Genomic DNA, 19,140 nt, shown 5'->3' on the forward strand with positions numbered 1-19,140 from the left:
TTCACCTGCTTTGGCCGTCTAAATTATACCTGCCGGGAGTGTGGCGGGACCGGTGGCGCAAGGCGCTGCCTGCTCAGAGCAGCAGCGTGTCGATGCGGTGGGCGGACACCACCTCCTGCGCCGCAGACCATGAAAATACCGTGAAGCGGCCGTCCTGCGAGGCGACCAGCGCCAGGGCATCGTGCTGGTCGTGGGCGAACTGCGCCGCCGACAGGTGCCGCGTGCCGCCCAGCTGTGCCGGGTGCACCACGGCGGCCGCATCACCTACGATCGGCTCGGAGATGAGGATCTGCGCGACGGGCACATTCCCCTCGGGCCGGCCGATTTTGGCCCCAAAGGCCAGCAACTCATACCGGTCGCTTATGATGGTGGCCCCGTCTACTGCCGTCAGCCCGGAAATCGCGTCTACGGTGCGCTGGACTCTGCTCTGCCACTGCGTGCTGCCAATCTCCTGCGTGCTTTGGTTCAAGAGGTCGGCCAGGCCGTTAAAGGCGGGGGCCACGGCATAGGGGATGGGGTGGATAATGGAGTGCTGCCACGCCGTAGAGCCCGCCGGCACGATGAGCAGCGACCCCCCGCGCCCGTGGTTGCGCATCGACACGGCCAGCTGGATGAGGACGTTGGCGGCATGGTCGCGGGAAGAGGGGGCGGGCGTCGTGAAGCCGAGCATCGAGGTCAGCAGGTCGGAGCTGTCGGTGGTGCTGTTGCTGTTGCCGTCCACCACTTTCACCTGCTCTCCCTTCAGCACGGCCACGTTGGCGAACTTGCCATACCTGGCGATGCGGCGGTGCTTGATCACGAGCAGGCCCGGCTCCACCACCTCCAGCACAAAGCAGATGCTGGGAATCTTGCGCGTGGTGCCCCATATATACAGGGTGCCGTCCTCGCTCCATACCCCCAGGTGGATGCCGGGGCGCTCCACGGCGGGGGCAAGCTTGGTCAGGATGTCGGGGGTGAGGGGCAGGCGCTGCTCAAAAAGCATGGGCTGCTCTGCCTGCCGGGGCGGCAGGTAGGCCAGCGATATTTTGGGCGATATCCCTTCTTCGCGCAGCAGGCTCGCCCAAAAGGCCGCGTCAACAATCGCCTCGATGGCCTGTGCCTGCGGGTGGGGTGCCAGCGCCGTCTCGCCACGCAGCTGGGCCGCGGCCAGATGGCGTGCAAAATGGTCTTCTATGGTTGCCGCCACAGCACGGGCCGCCTGGTAGGTGATTTTCTGATTCATGCTCCTGTTTACGGTTGTTTGCGCCAAACTGTACACTGCTGCTGCCCCCGGCTCCATACCCTTCCGCCAATAGCAGCGGAAGGGTATGGAGCCGGGGGCAGTGCTTCTGGAGCGCCATGCTGGAACAACCGGGCGGCTGGCTGAAAGTTTAAGGGGGGCGTGTTTCCTAAAAATGCCTTACCTTGGGAGTGGTATGGCGTGTCTCGGCCTCGCACCGCGCTGCGGCCTGCCCCAACGCGTACCCGTTAACCTATTGTGTCCCCTGCTTTTGCACCCATGAAAAAGAAACTCCTCATCAGCGACATTGCCAAGCAGCTGAACATTTCCATCACCACCGTGTCTTTTATCCTGAACGGGAAGGCGAAAGAGAAGCGCATCAGCGACAGCCTGACGGCCAGGGTGCTGAAGCTGGTGGAGGAAGTGAACTACAAGCCCAACCAACTGGCCCAGAGCCTGCGCACCGGCAAAACCAAGACCATCGGCCTGATGGTGGAGGACATCTCCAACACGTTTTTTGCCAACATTGCCCGCCTGATTGAGGAGAAAGCCTACAAGGCGGGGTACAAGATCATCTACTGCAGCACCGAGGACGACACCGCGAAAACCCGCGACCTGATCAGCATGTTCCGCGACAAGCACGTGGACGGCTACATCATCACGCCCCCGCCTGGGGTGGAGGAGGATATAAAAGAGCTGATCGCCGAAGGCTTGCCCGTCGTGCTGCTGGACCGCACCCTCCCCGGCCTCCCGACGAACTTCGTGGGCGTGGACAACCGCATGGGGTCTTACAGCGCGACCGAGCACCTGATCGGGCAAGGGTATAAAAAGATCGCGCTGGTGACCACTGAGTCCGGGCAGAGCCAGATGCTGCAGCGCCTGGAGGGGTATGAGCAGGCCATGGCGCATCATCAGTTAGCGCCTAAGCTCCTGAAGATCCCCTTTCGGGTGACGACTGAAGACATGATCCCGAAGATTATGGCCTTTCTGGACGACCTGCGCCAACGCGATGACCTGGACGCCGTGCTGTTCGCGACAAACTACCTAGCCCTGCGCGGGCTGGAGGCGATTGACAAACTGGAGCTGAGGGTGCCTGCAGACGTGGGGGTAGTGGGTTTCGACGACCACGATATTTTCAGGCTTTACAAACCATCGGTCACGGCTGTGGCGCAACCCACCGAGGCAATCGCAGACCAGGTCATCAACATGATGCTGGACCAGTTGGACACAGACGACAGGAAGCAGGCGACGACCACCCAAACGGCAGTGCTTCCCACCAGCCTGATTGTCCGCAACTCCACCACACGCAGATAAAGCGCCTTGCCCCTCGGTAAATCAGCCCAACTGTGGCCGGAGTGGTATGGCCATGTGCCCGCGGCAGCCCTGGTTTGCTCCTTCGGGTACGGGGCGCAGCCCGGGCTTTTCACTGCAGGTATGAAATTTTTGTAAGGAAAATATTTTACTTTTCGATATTACTGTTAAATTTGGATAACTAAATGATAAATTAAGATCATAGTGGCGGCAGTAGGCAGATAGTATCACGTTGATATTCGCCCTGCATGCAGCAATAAAATGCGGTCTTTTTTTAGCTGTCTCTGGGGTATAAGATGCAGAATTTTCCGCTGCACGTTGCTATTAAATGCCAGTGAGGCACAGCGCCAAAAATGAAAACTGTCCCGGATCTCCCGGGTAAGAGCATGTTTAAATTTCATTTTTGGAAGCGAAAAAGGTGAAGTCAGGTTCCTTGATGAACGTTTTGTAGCCCAAAAGATGAATTTTAAACATGCTCTAAGATTACATAGCGTCATCAAAGCAATACATCTACTCTCATTGCTTTTTTTTTAATCGGTATGCTAAAATGATTTAGCATACCTGAAATTAGGAAGCTTTATATGAGTGATTCATCGCGCTCAGGTATAAAAAAGCTAGAAAAACAGAGAAGCATGAATGCCTTGCCAACCGCCTGTGCGCGAGGCGAGGGGTATAAAAAAGGGCGGAAGAAGCTTCGCCAGGTTTATCATGAGAAAAAGAAAAAAAGGGAAATGTCTCACGAAACAATTGTAGGGGTAGACATAGGAGGCTCGCATATCACATCCGCGCTGGTAGCGCTACAAACCTCCTCCATTGTGCCCGGCACCCGGGCGCGGGCGCTGGTAAACGCGGCCGGGACAGTGCAGGAAGTGCTGGACAGTTGGTGCAGCGTCATCAAAGAGACCCTGGGCACGCTGCCGCTCGCGTCCACAAAGCTAGGTGTCTCCATGCCGGGACCCTTCGAGTATGAGGAAGGCATCTGCCTGTTCCAGAACCAGAGCAAGTACGATTGCCTGTATGGGTTGAACGTGAAATCCTTGTTGGCTGAGCAGCTGGGCATGGATCGGCAGCACATAAAACTCCAGAACGATGCAGGCTGCTTTCTGAGGGGGGAAGTGGCTGGAGGCGCTGCCAGGGCTGTTTCCTCAGCTATGGGCTTCACGCTCGGAACAGGCCTGGGCTCGGCGATGCTTGCCGACGGGGTGGCCGCCGACGCGGACCTTTGGCGTGCCCCTTTCAAGGACAGCATCGCGGAAGAGTACCTCTCCACCCGCGCGTTTGTGCAGGCGTATCAGCGGCTCTCGGGCAAGACGGTGCCCGACGTGAAGGCGCTGGCCGCGCGCTGTCCGCACGATGCCGATGCCCGTCAGGTGTTTCAGGGGTTTGCCGAGGATCTGGCCCTTTTCCTGGAGCCCTACCTGCGCCAGCATACGCCTGAGGCAGTGATCATTGGGGGGAACATCGCCAACGCGTGGGAGCTGTTTATGCCCATAACCAAACGCGCGCTGGCAGCCCGGGGACTCACGGTGCCGATATACCATGCCACGTTAGCCGAAGACGCGGCGCTGATCGGCGCAGCCAGCTCGTGGCGCGCGGCACCGGCGGCGCTGAAGCCCAGGCTCTGACGGCCCCCGCGGGAGCCAACTTCTAAAAGCGATTTTTTACTTTATGAGTATCAGCATGAAAAGACGCATACAGCACGTTGCCATTGCCCTGCTGGGGAGTTTGATGTATACCTTCGCCGCCGCCCAAACCGTGTTGGTGGACAAGGTGACAGACCCTGTGGAGTGGGTGAACCCGTTGATAGGCACCGACTCCAAGCACAGCCTCTCGAACGGCAACACCTACCCGGCCATTGCCCTGCCCTGGGGTATGAATTTCTGGATGCCGCAGACCGGCAAGATGGGCGACGGCTGGGGCTATATGTACAGCGCCGACAAAATCCGGGGATTTAAGCAGACCCACCAGCCCTCGCCCTGGATGAACGACTACGGCCAGTTCGCCATCATGCCCGTAACGGGTAAACGGAGGTTTGACCAAGAGAGCCGCGCCAGCTGGTTTTCGCACAAGTCCGAGACCGTGAAGCCCCACTACTACAGCGTATACTTGGCCGACCATGACGTGACCACTGAGATCACGCCCACCACGCGCGCCGCCGTTTTTCGCTTCACGTTCCCGCAAACCGACAGCGCTTATGTGGTGTTGGATGCCTTCGACAAAGGCTCCTATGTGAAGGTGATCCCTGATGAGAACAGAATCGTGGGGTATACCACCAAAAACAGCGGCGGAGTGCCCGACAACTTCAAAAACTACTTTATCATCCAGTTCGACAAACCTTTCAGCAGCGCGGCTACCTGGAGCGGCGACAAACTGGAACCCGGTAAACTGGAGTTGCAGGCCGACCATGCCGGGGCCGTCATCGGGTTCAAAACCACAAAAGGTGAGCAGGTGAGCGCGCGCGTCGCCTCGTCATTCATCAGCCCGGAGCAGGCGGAGCTGAACCTTCGGGAGGTAGGTATGGATGACTTTGAAGCCGTGAGGCAAAAGGCAAAGCAGGCCTGGAACGAGCAGCTCAGCCGCATCGACGTGGAGGGAGGCACCCCGGACCAGATGCAGACTTTTTACTCCAGCCTATACCGCAGCCTGCTCTTCCCCCGGAAATTCTATGAACTGGACGCAGCCGGAAAAGTGATGCACTACAGCCCTTACAACGGCAAAGTGCTGCCCGGCTACATGTATACCGACACGGGCTTCTGGGACACGTTCCGGGCGCTGTTCCCTTTCCTGAACCTGATGTACCCAACCGAGAATGCGCAGATACAGGAAGGACTGGCCAACACGTATAAAGAGGGCGGCTGGCTGCCGGAGTGGGCCAGCCCCGGTTACCGCAACGTGATGGTGGGCAACAACTCCGCCTCCGTGGTGGCCGACGCCTACCTGAAAGGCGGGCGGGGGTATGACATCAAGGCCCTGTACGAGGCGATGGTGAAAGGCGCCAACAACGAGGGCCCGCTCACCGCGGTGGGCCGTGCCGGTGCCGCCTATTATGCCAAGCTGGGCTATGTGCCTTACGACGTGAAAATCAACGAGAACGCGGCCCGCACGCTGGAGTATGCCTACGATGACTTTGCCATTTACCAGCTGGCCAAGGCGCTCAAACGCCCGAAAAAGGAAATCAACCGCTACGCCAAACGTGCCCTCAACTACCGCCACCTCTACGATTCTTCCACGGGCCTGATGCGGGGCAAGAACCAGGACGGCACCTTCCAGAAACCGTTCAACCCCTTTAAGTGGGGCGATGCGTTTACCGAGGGCAATAGCTGGCACTATAGCTGGTCGGTGTTCCATGATGTGCAGGGCCTGATTGACCTGATGGGCGGCAAGGCGAACTTCACGGCCAAGCTGGACTCGGTGTTCACGCTGCCGCCGGTGTATGACGAGAGCTATTACGGCAGCGTGATCCATGAGATACGCGAGATGCAGATCGCCAACATGGGGCAGTATGCGCACGGCAACCAGCCCATCCAGCATATGATTTACCTCTACAATTACGCTGGAGAACCCTGGAAGACGCAGCACTGGGTGCGCGAAACCATGAACCGCATGTATACCGCTGCCCCGGACGGCTACTGCGGCGACGAGGACAACGGCCAGACTTCCGCCTGGTATGTGTTCTCGGCCCTCGGGTTTTACCCCGTAACCCCCGCCACCGACCAGTATGTGCTGGGTGCGCCGCTGTTCAAAAAGGCAACGCTGCACCTGGAAAATGGCAAACAGGTAGTGATCCAGGCGCCGGAGAACAGCGCAGAGAACAGGTACATAAACGCAGCTCAGATGAATGGAAAAACATACGAGAAGAACTGGCTGAGCCACAGCGAGCTGATGAAGGGGGCAACCCTGGACTTCGAGATGGCAGCGGAGCCGAACCGGCAGCGCGGCACCCGGGCAGAGGCCTTCCCATACTCCCTCTCTAAGGAGCAGCGGTAGCAGAACTTACAAGAACAGACGATGTATATACTTTCAAAAAAACGATATATGACTAAACGCAGAATAACACCTATCCGCAGCGTGTTGCTGGCGGGTATGGCCCTGCTGTGCAGTTCGGGGGCAGCCTGGGCACAGCAAGGGGCGAACCAGCCCGAGGAGATATCCCTGAGCAGTCTGTCGGCTTTCCGGAACCCGGGCAAGAGCTGGCACCTGGCCAGCGACGTGACGGCGAAACTCGACAAGGAGAACGAGCTGGACACCAAAGACGGCACCGGCGTGCTGGTGAATGAGCCCAGCCGCAGGAACAAGGGCGCTGACCTGCTCACCAACCTCGAGCATGGCGACATCGACCTTGAGCTGGACTACATGATGGCGAAGGGGGCCAACTCGGGGATATACCTGCAAGGCCGGTATGAACTTCAGCTGGAAGACAGCTGGGGCCTGAAAAAACCGACTTCGGCCAACAACGGGGCCGTGTATGAGCGCTGGGACGAAAGCCGCCCGAACGGGCAGAAGGGGTATGAGGGGTATGCGCCCCGCCAGAACGTGAGCAAAGCGCCCGGCCTGTGGCAGCACCTGAAAGTCTCCTTCCAGGCCCCCCGCTTCGATACAAGCGGCAAGAAGGTGGAGAATGCCAGGATCTTGCGCGCCGAGCTGAACGGCGTGACCATACATGAGAACGTGGAGCTCTTTGGCCCGACACGCGGCGCGATGGGAGGCAACGAGGTGGCCATTGGGCCGCTGCGCCTGCAGGGCGACCACGGCGCTGTCGCTTTCCGGAACATCAAAATCATGAACTATGGCAAGCCGCGCCCGGAACTGGTGAACCTGCAGTATAAAGTGTACAAAGGCAAGTTCGAGGCGGAGCCCAACTACGACAGCCTGCCGCCGGAGGCCGAAGGAACCTCGGTGGTGTTGACCTCCGACATCAGCCCTTTTCCAAGCGATTTCCTGATCCGCTATACCGGCACCCTGAAAGTGGCTGAGCCCGGAGAATACACCTTTAACCTGAACGCAGGCGGCGGCGGGGGTATGATGCGGCTCAACGGCAAAGAGGTGATACCGGTTGGCGGCAGAAACCAGAGCGGCACCGTGACCCTGCCCGCAGGCGACATGCCGTTTGAGTTGATTTATGTGAAGCCGGTGGAGTGGGGCAGACCCGCGCTGGGCCTGGCCGTGGTGGGCCCCGGCATCCGGGAGTACCTGATCGGCGACCCGGTTGCCGGTGGCAACAACGCAGCGGGCCCCATCCTGGTGGCCGCCCCCGTGAACACGATCCTGCGCAGCTTCATGGACCTGCCGGTGAAAGGCAAAGACGGCAAGTCCGGTGTCCGGGTGGTGCATGCCGTGAACGTGGGCAGCGCCGACCAGGTGCACTATACCTACGACATGGACAAAGGCAACATGGTGCAGGTATGGCGGGGCGATTTCCTGGATGCCACCCCGATGTGGTATAGCCGTGGCGACGGCTCCTCGCGCCCGGTCGGCACGGTGCAGCACTTCGGGCAGCCGGCCCTGGCGCTGGCAAAGCTTGCCTCGCCGCAGGCCGCCTGGGCAGCAGACACCGCCGGCACCGGCTTCCGGACCGAGGGGTATGAGGTAGACAAAACAGACCAGCCAACTTTCATCTACCAACTTTACGGCACCACCGTGCGGGATGCCATTCGGGTGCTGGAAGGGGGCAAGGGGCTTCGCCGTGAGCTGACCGTGCAAAACCCGACCGATAACCTGTACGCCCGCCTGGCGGAAGGCAGCTCTATCGAGGCGGTTTCCAAAGACATGTACCTGGTGGACGGCAAGGCCTACTACATCCGGGTGGACGAGACCGGTGGCGCGAAACCGGTGGTGCGCGACGCCAACGGGCAGAAAGAACTGCTGGTGCCGGTGAGCGGCAAGCTAAGCTATTCCATCATTTTTTAACCTCACACGATTCAAACGCATGAAACATACAGATCGAAAATCATTCCGACAGGCCACCCTGAGCTTCCTGCTTACTGCGGCCAGCATCACGGGCATCTGTGCCGCGGCTGTGGCGCAGGAGTCGCCCATGGAAGAGGATTTCTTCCGGATTGCCGGTGTCCGATCGCCTGAAGGGGCCTTGCTCGAAGTGGGCGGCCTCACGGTGCTTCCGTCCGGCGACCTGGGCATCTCCACGCGCCGCGGCGACGTGTACATCGTGGAGAACCCCACCACCCAGCGGCCCTACTTTCGGAAGTACGCCTCCGGCCTCCACGAGATCCTGGGGCTGGCTTACAAAGACGGCTCCCTGTACGCTGCCCAGCGCGGCGAACTGACCAAACTGATCGACGTGGACGGCGACGGCCGCGCAGACAAGTATAAAACCATTTATTCCTGGCCAATTTCCGGGCACTACCACGAGTATAGCTTCGGCCCCAAAATAGCGCCGGACGGCGACTTCTTCGTGACGGGCAACGTGGCCTTTGGCGACGAGGAGTGGTGGCGCGGCGAAAGCCGGGTGCCGTGGCGCGGCTGGACGATGAAGATCAGCGAAGACGGCAAGATGGAGCCCTGGGCCACCGGTATGCGTTCTCCGGCAGGTCCGGGCATCATCGACGGCGAGCTTTTTTATACCGATAACCAGGGCGAGTGGATGGGCTCCGGCGGCCTGTGGCACGTGCCGAAAGGTGCCTTTACCGGCCACCCGGCTGGCCTGCGCTGGACCAGCATGCCCAACTCACCCGTGAAGATGACAGAGGAGCAGATGTACGCCAAACTCGACCCGCGCAAAGTGCGCGATGCAAACGGCCGCTACATCAAACCAGAGAATGTGGTGGACGAAGACTACGTGGCCATGTATGAGATGAAGGAGGCGTTCCCGGAGTTGCGCACGCCGGCGGTATGGTTGCCGCACGGCATCCTGGGCATCTCCAACTCAGAGCCCATCAAGATACCGGAGGAGAACTTCGGACCGTTTGGCGGGCAGGTGCTCGTTGGCGACCAGGGGATGAGCCTGATCTCCCGCGTGTTTCTGGAGAAAGTGAACGGCGAGTACCAGGGCGCGGCCTTCCTGTTCCGGACCGGTTTTCAGTCGGGGGTGCTGCGCATGGCCTGGGCCAAAGACGGCTCGCTGTTCGTGGGGGAGACCAACCGCGGCTGGGGCTCAGCCGGCGAGGCCAACCAGGGCCTGCAGCGCCTGGTATGGAACAACAAGGTGCCGTTTGAGATGCGCGCCGTGCGGGCCATGCCCGACGGTTTCGAGATCGAGTTTACCAAGCCCGTGGACAGGAAATCGGCCGAGGACATCGCCTCTTACAGTGTGTCGAGCTTTATCTACAAATACCACCCGGTATACGGCAGTCCGCCTGTGAACACTGAGGAGAATCCGGTGAAGGGCGTGAAGGTGTCGGACGATGGCATGAAGGCCCGCATTGTGGTGGATAACCTGCGCCGCTACTACATCCACAACATCACGCTGGGCGGCGTGCGGGCAAAAGATAATTCGTACACGCTGGTGCACCCAACGGCCTATTACACGCTCAACAACATCCCGGAAGGGCAGAAACTGTCGGTGAGCGAGCTGAGTACCAGGAACGCTGCCGCTGCACCGAAGACAAAGACCGCCGCGGCTCCCAAAAAAGCAACGGCAAACGCGCCTGCTGCGGCAAAGCCGGCAGTCAAAAAAGCGCCGGTTAAGGCAGCAGCCAGCCAAAGCGCGCCCGCTTACGAGGAGGTGAAGGGCCTGCTGGCCAAGTATACCTGCCTGGCCTGCCACAACACCGACAAAAGGCAGGTCGGCCCGGCTTACGTGGACGTGGCCAAGCGGGGGTATACCCCCGAAAAGATCGTGCAGCTGATCCATAACCCGGAGCCGAAGAACTGGCCGGACTACGCCACCGAGATGCCGCCGATGCCGCAGGTTCCGAAAGAGGACGCCCTCAAGATCGCGAAGTGGATCAACTCGCTGGCACCAAACGGCAAGGCTTCATCCAAATAGCGGCTGGCCATTCAGCGGCAATTGATTTTTCATCTCCCATACCCTGCTTTCCTGCCGGGTATGGGAGGTATGTATCGGGAGTAGCCATTTTTCAAACAAACTGCCCATGAAAAGTGAACACAAACTGCTGGCACGAACGGGCATTGGCAGTCTATACCTCAAATCCCGGCCATTTCACGCGTTCGGTAGCCAAAAGCTGCTACCCGTTTGTCTCGGGCTTTTCATTGGGTTGCAGGCATGCACTACGAACAAAACGCCGGGGCAAGCGACTGCGCCTCAAAAGCCGCAACGCCACGAAATATCCGGCAACCCCGTCTTCCCTGGTTGGTATGCCGATCCGGAAGGGGTGATCTTTGGGGAGACCTACTGGGTATACCCCACCTATTCAGCACCCTATGCTGAGCAGGTGTTTATGGACGCCTTCTCTTCCCCCGATCTGGTTCACTGGACGAAGCATAGCCGCATCATAGACACTACCCGCGTTGCATGGGCCAAAAAAGCGATGTGGGCACCCGCGATTATGGAAAAGGACGGGAAATACTACCTGTTCTTTGGGGCAAACGATATCCAGAGCGACAGCGAGCGCGGAGGCATCGGCGTGGCTGTGGCAGACAGTCCGGCCGGGCCGTTCGAGGATCATCTGGGCAAGCCGCTTGTCAGCGCGTTTCACAACGGGGCGCAGCCCATCGATCAGTTTGTGTTTCAGGATGCGGATGGGCAGTATTACCTGATCTATGGCGGATGGGGGCACTGCAACATCGCCCGACTCAATCAGGATTTTACAGGCTTTATACCCTTCGCAGACGGCACCACCTTCAGGGAAGTGACGCCGGAGGGGTATGTGGAAGGCCCTTTTATGTTCAAGAAGGGAGAAAAGTATTATTTCATGTGGTCGGAGGGCGGCTGGACGGGCCCGAATTACAGCGTCGCATATGCCATCAGCGACTCCCCGCTCGGGCCTTTCAAGCGCGTGGGCACCATCCTGCGGCAGGACCCCGAGGTGGCTACCGGCGCGGGCCACCATTCGGTTATACACAATGCCGCCCAGGACCAATGGTATATCGTCTATCACCGAAGACCCCTGCAGGAAACAGACCCGAACCACAGAGTCACCTGCATCGATCGCATGACCTTTGATGCGCAAGGGTATATAAACCCGGTTAAAATCACCAGAGAAGGGGTGGCCGGACTTCGCATAAAATAAGGTGTACTCGGTAATATCGCGGTGGTATCAAGATTTGAAACTCCTTCTTTTCATAGTTTGCTTTGCGCTCCACGCCAGGGGTAGGGGCCCTTCTTAAGCTGGGGCGCGTTTTCCCGCTCGGCACTGTGTACATTTCCTGCTTAACGGCTGCCACTGACGTGGCACCGGAAATCTACAAATAGAGGGCCCCTACCCCCGGTACCTCCCGGAAAAACTGGGAATCATTTTGCCCTGATCTAGCTAAACCATACTTCCCCAAAGCAGAAAAACTTATTCAAAAGCAGGTGAACGTAGAGCTATTCCCTAGGTCACGTTAAAATAAGGCGCTTTTGCCCTTCCCCTGCCTGCGCTTATACTAAAGCAGGCAATTGTTCTTTGAGGTTTTGATGATAAAAGCGGATGCAAGCAGCCGGTACTCGGGCTGCCGACACCCGCTTTCCAGGGCTATGCCAAAAGCGATGGCTGTTGCTCATACGTCTTCCAGAGCAGCTCCCCAAACAATGTGTTCGCCCAGGCAAACCAGGCGCGGGTGAACTTCGTCGGGTCGTCTTTGTGGAAAGACTCGTGCATGAAGCCAGTGCCCCCGTGGGTTTTCTTTAGCATGTCGATGCAGCTCCGGATCTCCTGTTTGTCTGTGCTCGTAAGGGCCTGCATCGTGATGCTCATGGGCCAGATCATGTCCAGGCCCACGTGCGGCCCGCCAATGCCTGCCGCAGCCTTGCCTTTAAAGAAGAATGGGTTGTTCTCGGACAATAGCATTTTCCGGGTGTTGAGGTAAATCGGGTCCGTGGCTTCCATGGCGCCCAGGTATGGCAACGAGAGCAGACTAGGCACGTTGGCGTCGTCCATCAGGTTATAGCTGCCAAAGCCGTTTACCTCGTAGGCATACACTTTCCCAAACTGCGGGTGATCCACGACGGCATGTTCCTGCAGGGCTTTCTCCACCTCGTTGGCCAGCGCCGTGAGCTCGCCGGCTGTTTGCGCGTCTTTGGCGATGGCCTGCATCATGGTGGCGGCCTGCCGGAGGCTCACCACGGCAAAAAAGTTAGACGGGAGCAGAAAAGGGTAGATCGTGGCGTCGTCGCTGGGCCGGAACATCGAGCAGATCAGCCCGACAGGTTTTACCGGGTAGCCATACCCACTCATCGGCACACCGTCCGTAGCCCAGGCCGTCTCCCGCTGAAACTTGTAGGGGCCCAGCCCGTCTTTGCGCTGCTGCTCCCGAAAAGTCTTCAGCGTGGCCTGTATCGCCTGCTGCCATTTCGCGTCGAAAGGCTGGGTGTCGCCGGTGATGCTCCAGTAGGCGTGCGCCAACCGGATCGGGTAGCACAGCGAGTCTATTTCCCACTTGCGCTCATGGATGCCCGGTTTCATGTCGGTCAGGTCCGAGCTCCATTCGCCCACCTTCGTGTCGTCGTTGTAAAAAGCGTTGGCGTAGGGGTCGCGCAGGATGCTATACGTCTGGCGGTTAATCACGCCAGCGATGAGCTGCCGCAGCGGGGCGTCTTTTTTGATGAACTTCAGGTAGGGCCATACCTGCGCCGAGCTGTCGCGCAGCCACATGGCGTCAATGTCGCCCGTGATCACATAAGTGTCCGGCCTGCCGTCTTTGAGCTGGTAGGTAACCGTCGTGTCGAGGGTGTTGGGGAAACTGTTTTCAAAGAGCCAGGCCAGTTCTCTGTCCTTCACATTTTTGCGGAACTCCGTGATGGCCTTCTCCACAGACTTGCTCTGAAAGTTGCGTTGGGCAACGGGTGTGCGCACAGTAGCGAAATCTGCCGCTACCGCTGTAAGCGGGTTAAGGTACACGCCAGCGCCCAACAGGGCCGTGTTTTGTAAGAAAGTTCTCCTTTTCATGTGTATTTTGTATTTGTTAGGGGTATGGTGGATTTTGATTGACAGGTGCGGGGGCTATGTCCTGAAGATAAGAAAGCTCTGGCAAAAGCAGGGTAGTGCTTCGCCAAATTAGAAATTAGGAATTAGAAATGAGGCATAAAAGCCGTTTCTATTGCTATAAAAACAAACGCTAATTCTGGTAATTACATTGGTCGAGTAATAGGCGCAGTAGTTTTTTCTCATGTCCACGCGGTGCGTGAGCTGATCCAACACACCCGGGCGAAAGACATGCCTTCTGGTCGACCTGTAATAACGCAGTCTGGCAGGCACTCCTTTAGAAGTTTAGCGCTTCGGCGGTCATTTTTTCTGTCCAGCCCGCTACTACAATTTGCCTCTAAAAAGCCTCCTGCGGCGGTTTTTACGGGGTATTGAGACTAGGATGATTGACTGCTTACTTTTTAAGGTTAAAAATAACATTTAAAACTTTGACTTCTTGAGTATCATTGTTTAATTTGAGCTAAAGAATGATAAAAACATATTACCTCTACTAAGGTCGTCTGACCTCCTGAACTACTGATAGGTTCATAAATTAAATAATTTTTTTTCACGGGATAAACATACCCTGCACTGACAATGAAATAGAACAGTAGCCATACACAATGTAAAGTGCGCTATTGATATATCATATTGGATTTTCAGGATACGGAAAAACAAATAATACCGAACAAAATTAACATTTTTTATGCTTGCTAAAACGTTTTAGTAAAATTATTTTTCATTTAAATCATCATAGAACTATGAAACACCGATTTACAAAATTGTTCAAGGGCAATTGCGTAAAAGACGGAAGGCTCGCACTGTGTGCCGGTATTCTTTCTTTTGCCATGTGTGCGGAGGCGTCTGCTGCGCAAAGCCAGGAGGCCACCTCGCTTCCGCTGCAAATGTTCTCCTCGGCGCGGATGCCCGACGCAGGGCCTGCCACAAAACCCGCCGCGAAGTATGAGATACCGGTGCGGGGCACAGTGAAAGACGACAAAGGCATGCCCCTCCCGGGCGTGACAGTTGTGGTGAAGGGTACAACCATTGGGGCCGCAACAGACATAGAGGGCAATTACAGCCTCAGCGTGCCCGACGCGCAAAGCAGCGGCACCCTGGTGTTTTCTTTTATTGGCTATGCTACACAGGAGGTCTCTATAAATGGGCGGTCGTCCATAAACATTACCATGCAGCCTGACATTAAGGCTTTAGAAGAAGTGGTGGTAGTGGGGTATGGCACGCAGAAAAAATCTGATGTGACGGGTTCAGTAGGAGTGGTTAGCTCAGAAGACCTGCTAAGAGCCCCGGTCACTAATGCGCTGCAAGGGCTTCAGGGAAGAGTAGCAGGGGTAAACGTGAAACTGAACTCAGGGTCGCCAACCAGTAGCCCGCGTGTCATTATCAGGGGAGTAGGTACCATTAACGCGTCGTCAGGGCCGCTCTATGTGGTAGACGGCGTGGTGATGGAGAACATACAGTTCCTCAACCCAAATGACTTTCAGAGTATGGAGGTGCTGAAAGACGCATCTTCCACGGCTATATATGGCGCACGTGGCGCCAACGGGGTGATCCTGATCACCACCAAAAGAGGAGCGGCTCAGGAAGGTGTGACGGTAGGGTATGATGGCTGGGTGAGCATTGGGGAGATCCGGAAGAAAATGGACTTGCTGAATGCGGATGAATGGCTGCAGGTGGTAGAGACGGGTATGGCAAACACGCCTAAGTATAGACCTGACGCCAGCCCGGTTTTCACAAGAAACGACCCACGGCTCTTTGATGCGAACGGCAACCCGCTGTACGACACCGATTGGCAGGATGAATCCACACGGACTGCAGTGTCGCACAACCATCAGGTTTCCCTTCAGTCAAGATCAGAGAAATCTTCCTTTGGCACGTTCCTGAACTACGCGAAGCTGGAAGGCATTATGCTGAACAGCTGGCTGGAAAGAGTAAGCGGCAAGATTGCCTACGATGCGACTCCTAAAAAATGGCTGTCGGTGGGCACAAACCTTTTGGTGAACTACACGAACGAAAATGAAGCGGAAGAAGGCGGCGGACATCAGATGCCGCGCCGCACGATGATTGAAATGCCACCGATTTTCCCTGTTAAGTTTCCGGATGGCACCTGGAGTAACAGCAGCATGGTGAGCGATGCATATAACCTGGAAGGTATGGCCAACCCGGTGCACGTGCTGGAAACCCAGGAACGCCTGAGGGAGCGTACGCAATTGTTTGGGAACACCTATGTTACGTTCCATATTCTGCCTGAGCTGGACCTGAGAACACAGTTCGGCTTCGACAGGCATAATAGAAGCTTCAAGGAATATTACCCAACAGACCTGCTGAATATCTCCTCTCCGTTGGGACGGGCTTACCTAGAAGACCAAAAGGTGAATTATTGGCAAGAGGAAACGTATTTGTCTTACAACAAAGAGTTTGGCAAGCACAGCCTCAACTCGGTGCTCGGGCTTAGCTGGCAGGAGCGAACCTATGAGGCCAATTGGGTGGAGGCCAGAGGCTTTGCCGATGACTTCTTTAAATACAACCGCATCCAGGCCGCCAGCCAGCCTGGCGCCCCGGAGTCCGCTTACGACAAGTGGTCGATGAACTCCTACTTCCTTCGCAGCGGCTATGCCTACAACGACAAATACCTGGTTACGCTGACCGGGCGGGTAGACGGCTCTTCCCGTTTCGGCGAGAAGAACAAGTATGGTTTCTTCCCCTCCGTTGGACTTGGATGGGTGGTATCGAACGAACCGTTTTTGCAGAATGTTGACCAGCTCAACCAGTTTAAGCTGCGGGCAAGTTTCGGCATCACCGGCAACACAGAAATCCCTACCTATCAGTCTCTGGCCACCGTTTCATCAGGCACGGTGCTCATTGGCGGCAACCGCGCCTCAGAGAGCTACCTGAACAGACTGCCAAACCCCGACCTGAAGTGGGAGAGGACCAAGCAATTCGATGCTGGCTTTAATGCCAGGATGTTCAATCACAGAGTTGAGCTGGAGTTTGATTACTACTACAGGCTCACCACCGACCTGCTGCTCGACAGGCCAGTGCCACACTCCACAGGCTACTCCGCAGTGCGGGACAACATCGGTTCGGTGTCTAACAGAGGTATAGAAATGCTCGTGACCTCCACCAACATGGAAACCAGTGACTTTAGCTGGCAGACCACCCTCAACCTGAACTACAATAAGAACGAGATTGAGAAGCTCGGGGAGAACAACGAAGACATAGAGCCGGGCCCATGGTGGGTGTCAGGAAGCCAGACCATACTGCGGGTAGGCGAGTCGCTGAGCTCGTTCTGGGGCTATGAGCGCCTTGGCACCTGGGGGACAGATGAGGCCGATGCCGCTGCCAAAGTCGGTGCCGTTCCTGGTGAGGCAAAGCGCTCCACCGAGAAATCCATATTGGGGAAAGGGCTGCCTGATTGGACAGGTAGCTTTATCAATACCTTCAAGTATAAGCAATTTGATTTTACCGCCGACCTGCAGTTCGTGTACGGGGTAGATATTCTGCAGCAGTTTTACCACTCTACCGAAGACAGGTCGGGGATTGCAAATGGCCTGCGCACAATTCTAACAGAGGGCTGGACTCCACAGAACCAGAACACACCTGTTCAGGAGATCAGAAACCAGGCATATGCAGGGCAAAACAGTGAGATTGACAGCCACTGGGTGGTGGACGGCTCCTATCTGCGTGGCAACCTGTTTTCGGTGGGCTACAATTTTGACAGTTCCTTCCTTCCGGGCCTGAAAGGGCTGAGGGTATACGGCAGCATTCAGAATGCATTTGTGGTCAACTCGGATGAGTTCCAGGGGTATGACCCTGAGGCTACATCGTGGGGGGGCAACCAGTGGGGGCAGAATATTTTCTTCTTCCAATACCCGAAGCCCCGCACCTACACGATGGGATTCAATCTTAAATTTTAATCAACGAGAAAGATATAGCCATGAAAAAGATACATGCACTTATATTTATCGCGGGGATGCTTTGCTTTTCCTGCGAGGACTTTCTGGATGAAGTTCCAAAAGATGAGCTAGCCGCCAACCAGAATTTTACGCAACCCGCGCATGCTTACAGCGCCGTGAACTCGCTATACAGAACGGGTGCCACCCAGCTGTACGACGGAGGGGTGTATAACGGGGCACAGGCCATGCTGGGCAATTATATGTCAGGCTTCTTCGATAATGAGTACAAGGGCCAGGAGGTCCATGTGCAGCATGCCCAGCAGTTGACGCTCAACGGGAATAACCTGAACGGCTACATAGGAGGTATATGGGACAACATGTACAGGGGTATATCCAGGGCCAACAACGCCATAAAGTATGTGCCTACTACACCGGGCCTGACAGACGCCGAACGGAAAAAGCTTGAGGCAGAGGCGAAGTTTTTCAGGGCATACGCCTACTTCAATCTGGTTAAGATGTTTGGGCAGGTGCCTGTGGTTACAGAGCCATACGAGTCGCTGGATAACCTCTATCTGGAAAGAAGCTCCATAAAAGAAGTCTACAACCTGATCGAAAGCGACCTGAAATTTGCCGTAAACGAAGGAGGGCTTTCGGAGAGCTCCATGGCAAACAACGGCGGACGTGTGACGCAGGGGGCTGCGGCTACTTTGCTGGCGGATGTTTACCTGACCATGAGCGGGTACCCGCTACAGGAAGACCGATATGCCGAGGCAGCCGCCCTCGCAAAAAGTGTGATCCAAAGCGGGAACTATAGCTTGACGCAGCATGATAAGGATGCGAACGGGAATGTGATACCAGAAAACAGCGCATACAACAAATTGCGCATGGGAGACGCATCAGAAAATGAGTATGTCTTCTACCACGAATTCGCCGTGAATATCTCAGGCAGCAACTATCCGCAGTGGGCATACCCGGTCTCGATGGCGCAACATGTGGCCTATGCCATCACCAACAATGCCTATGCACCCGTGAATGATTTCCTCTGGGGATACGATGCCTCCAACGACCTGAGGGCGCAGGAAAAACAATACTTCCATTCTAGCCTGACACTGAGCGATGGCGAAGTGAAAACGTTTGACACGGCCCCCTATATGTGGCACGACGACCAGGCGCTTTTTGAGACGGCCAGCTCCGGCAAAGACGCCGTCATATACAGCTATGCAGATGTGCTTTTGATTGCCGCTGAGGCGATTGCGCGCTCCCAGGGCGTAACTGCGGAGGCAGCCGACTATGTAGCCCAGGTCAAGGGACGGGCCTATTGGAAGAAAGGTGCCGATCAAATCAGCGCTGAGTTACGCGCGTTGCCGGTAGAGGAATTTGTGGAAGCGGTTTGGGGGGAGAAGTTCAGAGAGCTTGTCTTTGAATTCCGGCTCTGGTCAGATATCGTCAGGACCCACAAATTTCCGGTGACCTCCGCTAGCAGGCCAGGAGAGATAGATTTTGTGGATGTAATCGGCCACACCAACCACTGGGGCAAAGTTTTCGCCGAAAAACATCTGCTGTTTCCGCTTCCTGAATCGGAAAGGCAAAGAAACCCAAGTCTAGGGGCACAGAATCCTGGATATTAATCCTTATCCTTAATTAAAAGCGAAGCACAAGCAGAGAAATCTCCAAATGT

General features: G+C 56.5%; 10 protein-coding genes. 8 read left to right on the forward strand and 2 right to left on the reverse strand.

Going from position 1 to position 19,140, the window contains the following annotated elements; genetic code table 11:
• Nucleotides 1–73: 73 nt before the first annotated feature.
• Entirely contained in the window at nucleotides 74–1,222 is a 1,149-nt protein-coding gene (locus MKJ04_RS05940) for a putative sensor domain DACNV-containing protein (protein WP_241640209.1), read from the reverse strand.
• A gap of 276 nt (nucleotides 1,223–1,498) precedes the next feature.
• Between MKJ04_RS05940 and MKJ04_RS05945 the strand changes: the two genes are divergently transcribed.
• The 6 genes from MKJ04_RS05945 to MKJ04_RS05970 all read left to right on the forward strand — a co-directional run bounded on the left by MKJ04_RS05945 (nucleotide 1,499) and on the right by MKJ04_RS05970 (nucleotide 11,676).
• Complete coding sequence (locus MKJ04_RS05945; RefSeq protein ID WP_241640211.1) at nucleotides 1,499–2,533, forward strand: LacI family DNA-binding transcriptional regulator; 1,035 nt, start codon at nucleotides 1,499–1,501, stop codon at nucleotides 2,531–2,533.
• A gap of 728 nt (nucleotides 2,534–3,261) precedes the next feature.
• Complete coding sequence (locus tag MKJ04_RS05950) at nucleotides 3,262–4,155, forward strand: ROK family protein (protein ID WP_241640212.1); 894 nt, start codon at nucleotides 3,262–3,264, stop codon at nucleotides 4,153–4,155.
• Between the two features lie 55 nt (nucleotides 4,156–4,210).
• Nucleotides 4,211–6,517, forward strand: a complete 2,307-nt coding sequence (locus MKJ04_RS05955; protein ID WP_262918058.1) for a GH92 family glycosyl hydrolase — start codon at nucleotides 4,211–4,213, stop codon at nucleotides 6,515–6,517.
• 48 nt (nucleotides 6,518–6,565) lie between these two features.
• A complete protein-coding gene (locus MKJ04_RS05960; protein WP_241640214.1) occupies nucleotides 6,566–8,437 on the forward strand; it encodes a family 16 glycoside hydrolase in 1,872 nt (623 codons plus the stop codon).
• Between the two features lie 19 nt (nucleotides 8,438–8,456).
• Nucleotides 8,457–10,472, forward strand: a complete 2,016-nt coding sequence (locus MKJ04_RS05965; RefSeq protein WP_241640215.1) for a hypothetical protein — start codon at nucleotides 8,457–8,459, stop codon at nucleotides 10,470–10,472.
• A gap of 106 nt (nucleotides 10,473–10,578) precedes the next feature.
• Entirely contained in the window at nucleotides 10,579–11,676 is a 1,098-nt protein-coding gene (locus MKJ04_RS05970) for a glycoside hydrolase family 43 protein (protein ID WP_241640216.1), read from the forward strand.
• Between the two features lie 444 nt (nucleotides 11,677–12,120).
• Here the strand turns inward: MKJ04_RS05970 and MKJ04_RS05975 are convergent, their stop codons facing one another.
• A complete protein-coding gene (locus MKJ04_RS05975; RefSeq protein WP_241640217.1) occupies nucleotides 12,121–13,533 on the reverse strand; it encodes a glycoside hydrolase family 125 protein in 1,413 nt (470 codons plus the stop codon).
• Nucleotides 13,534–14,309: 776 nt separating this feature from the next.
• Between MKJ04_RS05975 and MKJ04_RS05980 the strand changes: the two genes are divergently transcribed.
• On the forward strand, nucleotides 14,310–17,483 hold the full coding sequence (locus tag MKJ04_RS05980; protein WP_241640218.1) for a SusC/RagA family TonB-linked outer membrane protein: 3,174 nt from the start codon (nucleotides 14,310–14,312) through the stop codon (nucleotides 17,481–17,483).
• A gap of 20 nt (nucleotides 17,484–17,503) precedes the next feature.
• Complete coding sequence (locus MKJ04_RS05985) at nucleotides 17,504–19,090, forward strand: RagB/SusD family nutrient uptake outer membrane protein (RefSeq protein WP_241640219.1); 1,587 nt, start codon at nucleotides 17,504–17,506, stop codon at nucleotides 19,088–19,090.
• Nucleotides 19,091–19,140 lie beyond the last annotated feature (50 nt).

This window comes from Pontibacter sp. E15-1 (assembly GCF_022601975.1).
GTDB lineage: Bacteria > Bacteroidota > Bacteroidia > Cytophagales > Hymenobacteraceae > Pontibacter.

Excerpts from the sequence above, each read along its gene's own strand:
- MKJ04_RS05940 (WP_241640209.1), bottom strand. The coding sequence starts at position 1,222 with ATGAATCAGAAAATCACCTACCAGGCGGCCCGTGCTGTGGCGGCAACC.
- MKJ04_RS05945 (WP_241640211.1), top strand. The coding sequence starts at position 1,499 with ATGAAAAAGAAACTCCTCATCAGCGACATTGCCAAGCAGCTGAACATT.
- MKJ04_RS05950 (WP_241640212.1), top strand. The coding sequence starts at position 3,262 with ATGTCTCACGAAACAATTGTAGGGGTAGACATAGGAGGCTCGCATATC.
- MKJ04_RS05955 (WP_262918058.1), top strand. The coding sequence starts at position 4,211 with ATGAAAAGACGCATACAGCACGTTGCCATTGCCCTGCTGGGGAGTTTG.
- MKJ04_RS05960 (WP_241640214.1), top strand. The coding sequence starts at position 6,566 with ATGACTAAACGCAGAATAACACCTATCCGCAGCGTGTTGCTGGCGGGT.
- MKJ04_RS05965 (WP_241640215.1), top strand. The coding sequence starts at position 8,457 with ATGAAACATACAGATCGAAAATCATTCCGACAGGCCACCCTGAGCTTC.
- MKJ04_RS05970 (WP_241640216.1), top strand. The coding sequence starts at position 10,579 with ATGAAAAGTGAACACAAACTGCTGGCACGAACGGGCATTGGCAGTCTA.
- MKJ04_RS05975 (WP_241640217.1), bottom strand. The coding sequence starts at position 13,533 with ATGAAAAGGAGAACTTTCTTACAAAACACGGCCCTGTTGGGCGCTGGC.
- MKJ04_RS05980 (WP_241640218.1), top strand. The coding sequence starts at position 14,310 with ATGAAACACCGATTTACAAAATTGTTCAAGGGCAATTGCGTAAAAGAC.
- MKJ04_RS05985 (WP_241640219.1), top strand. The coding sequence starts at position 17,504 with ATGAAAAAGATACATGCACTTATATTTATCGCGGGGATGCTTTGCTTT.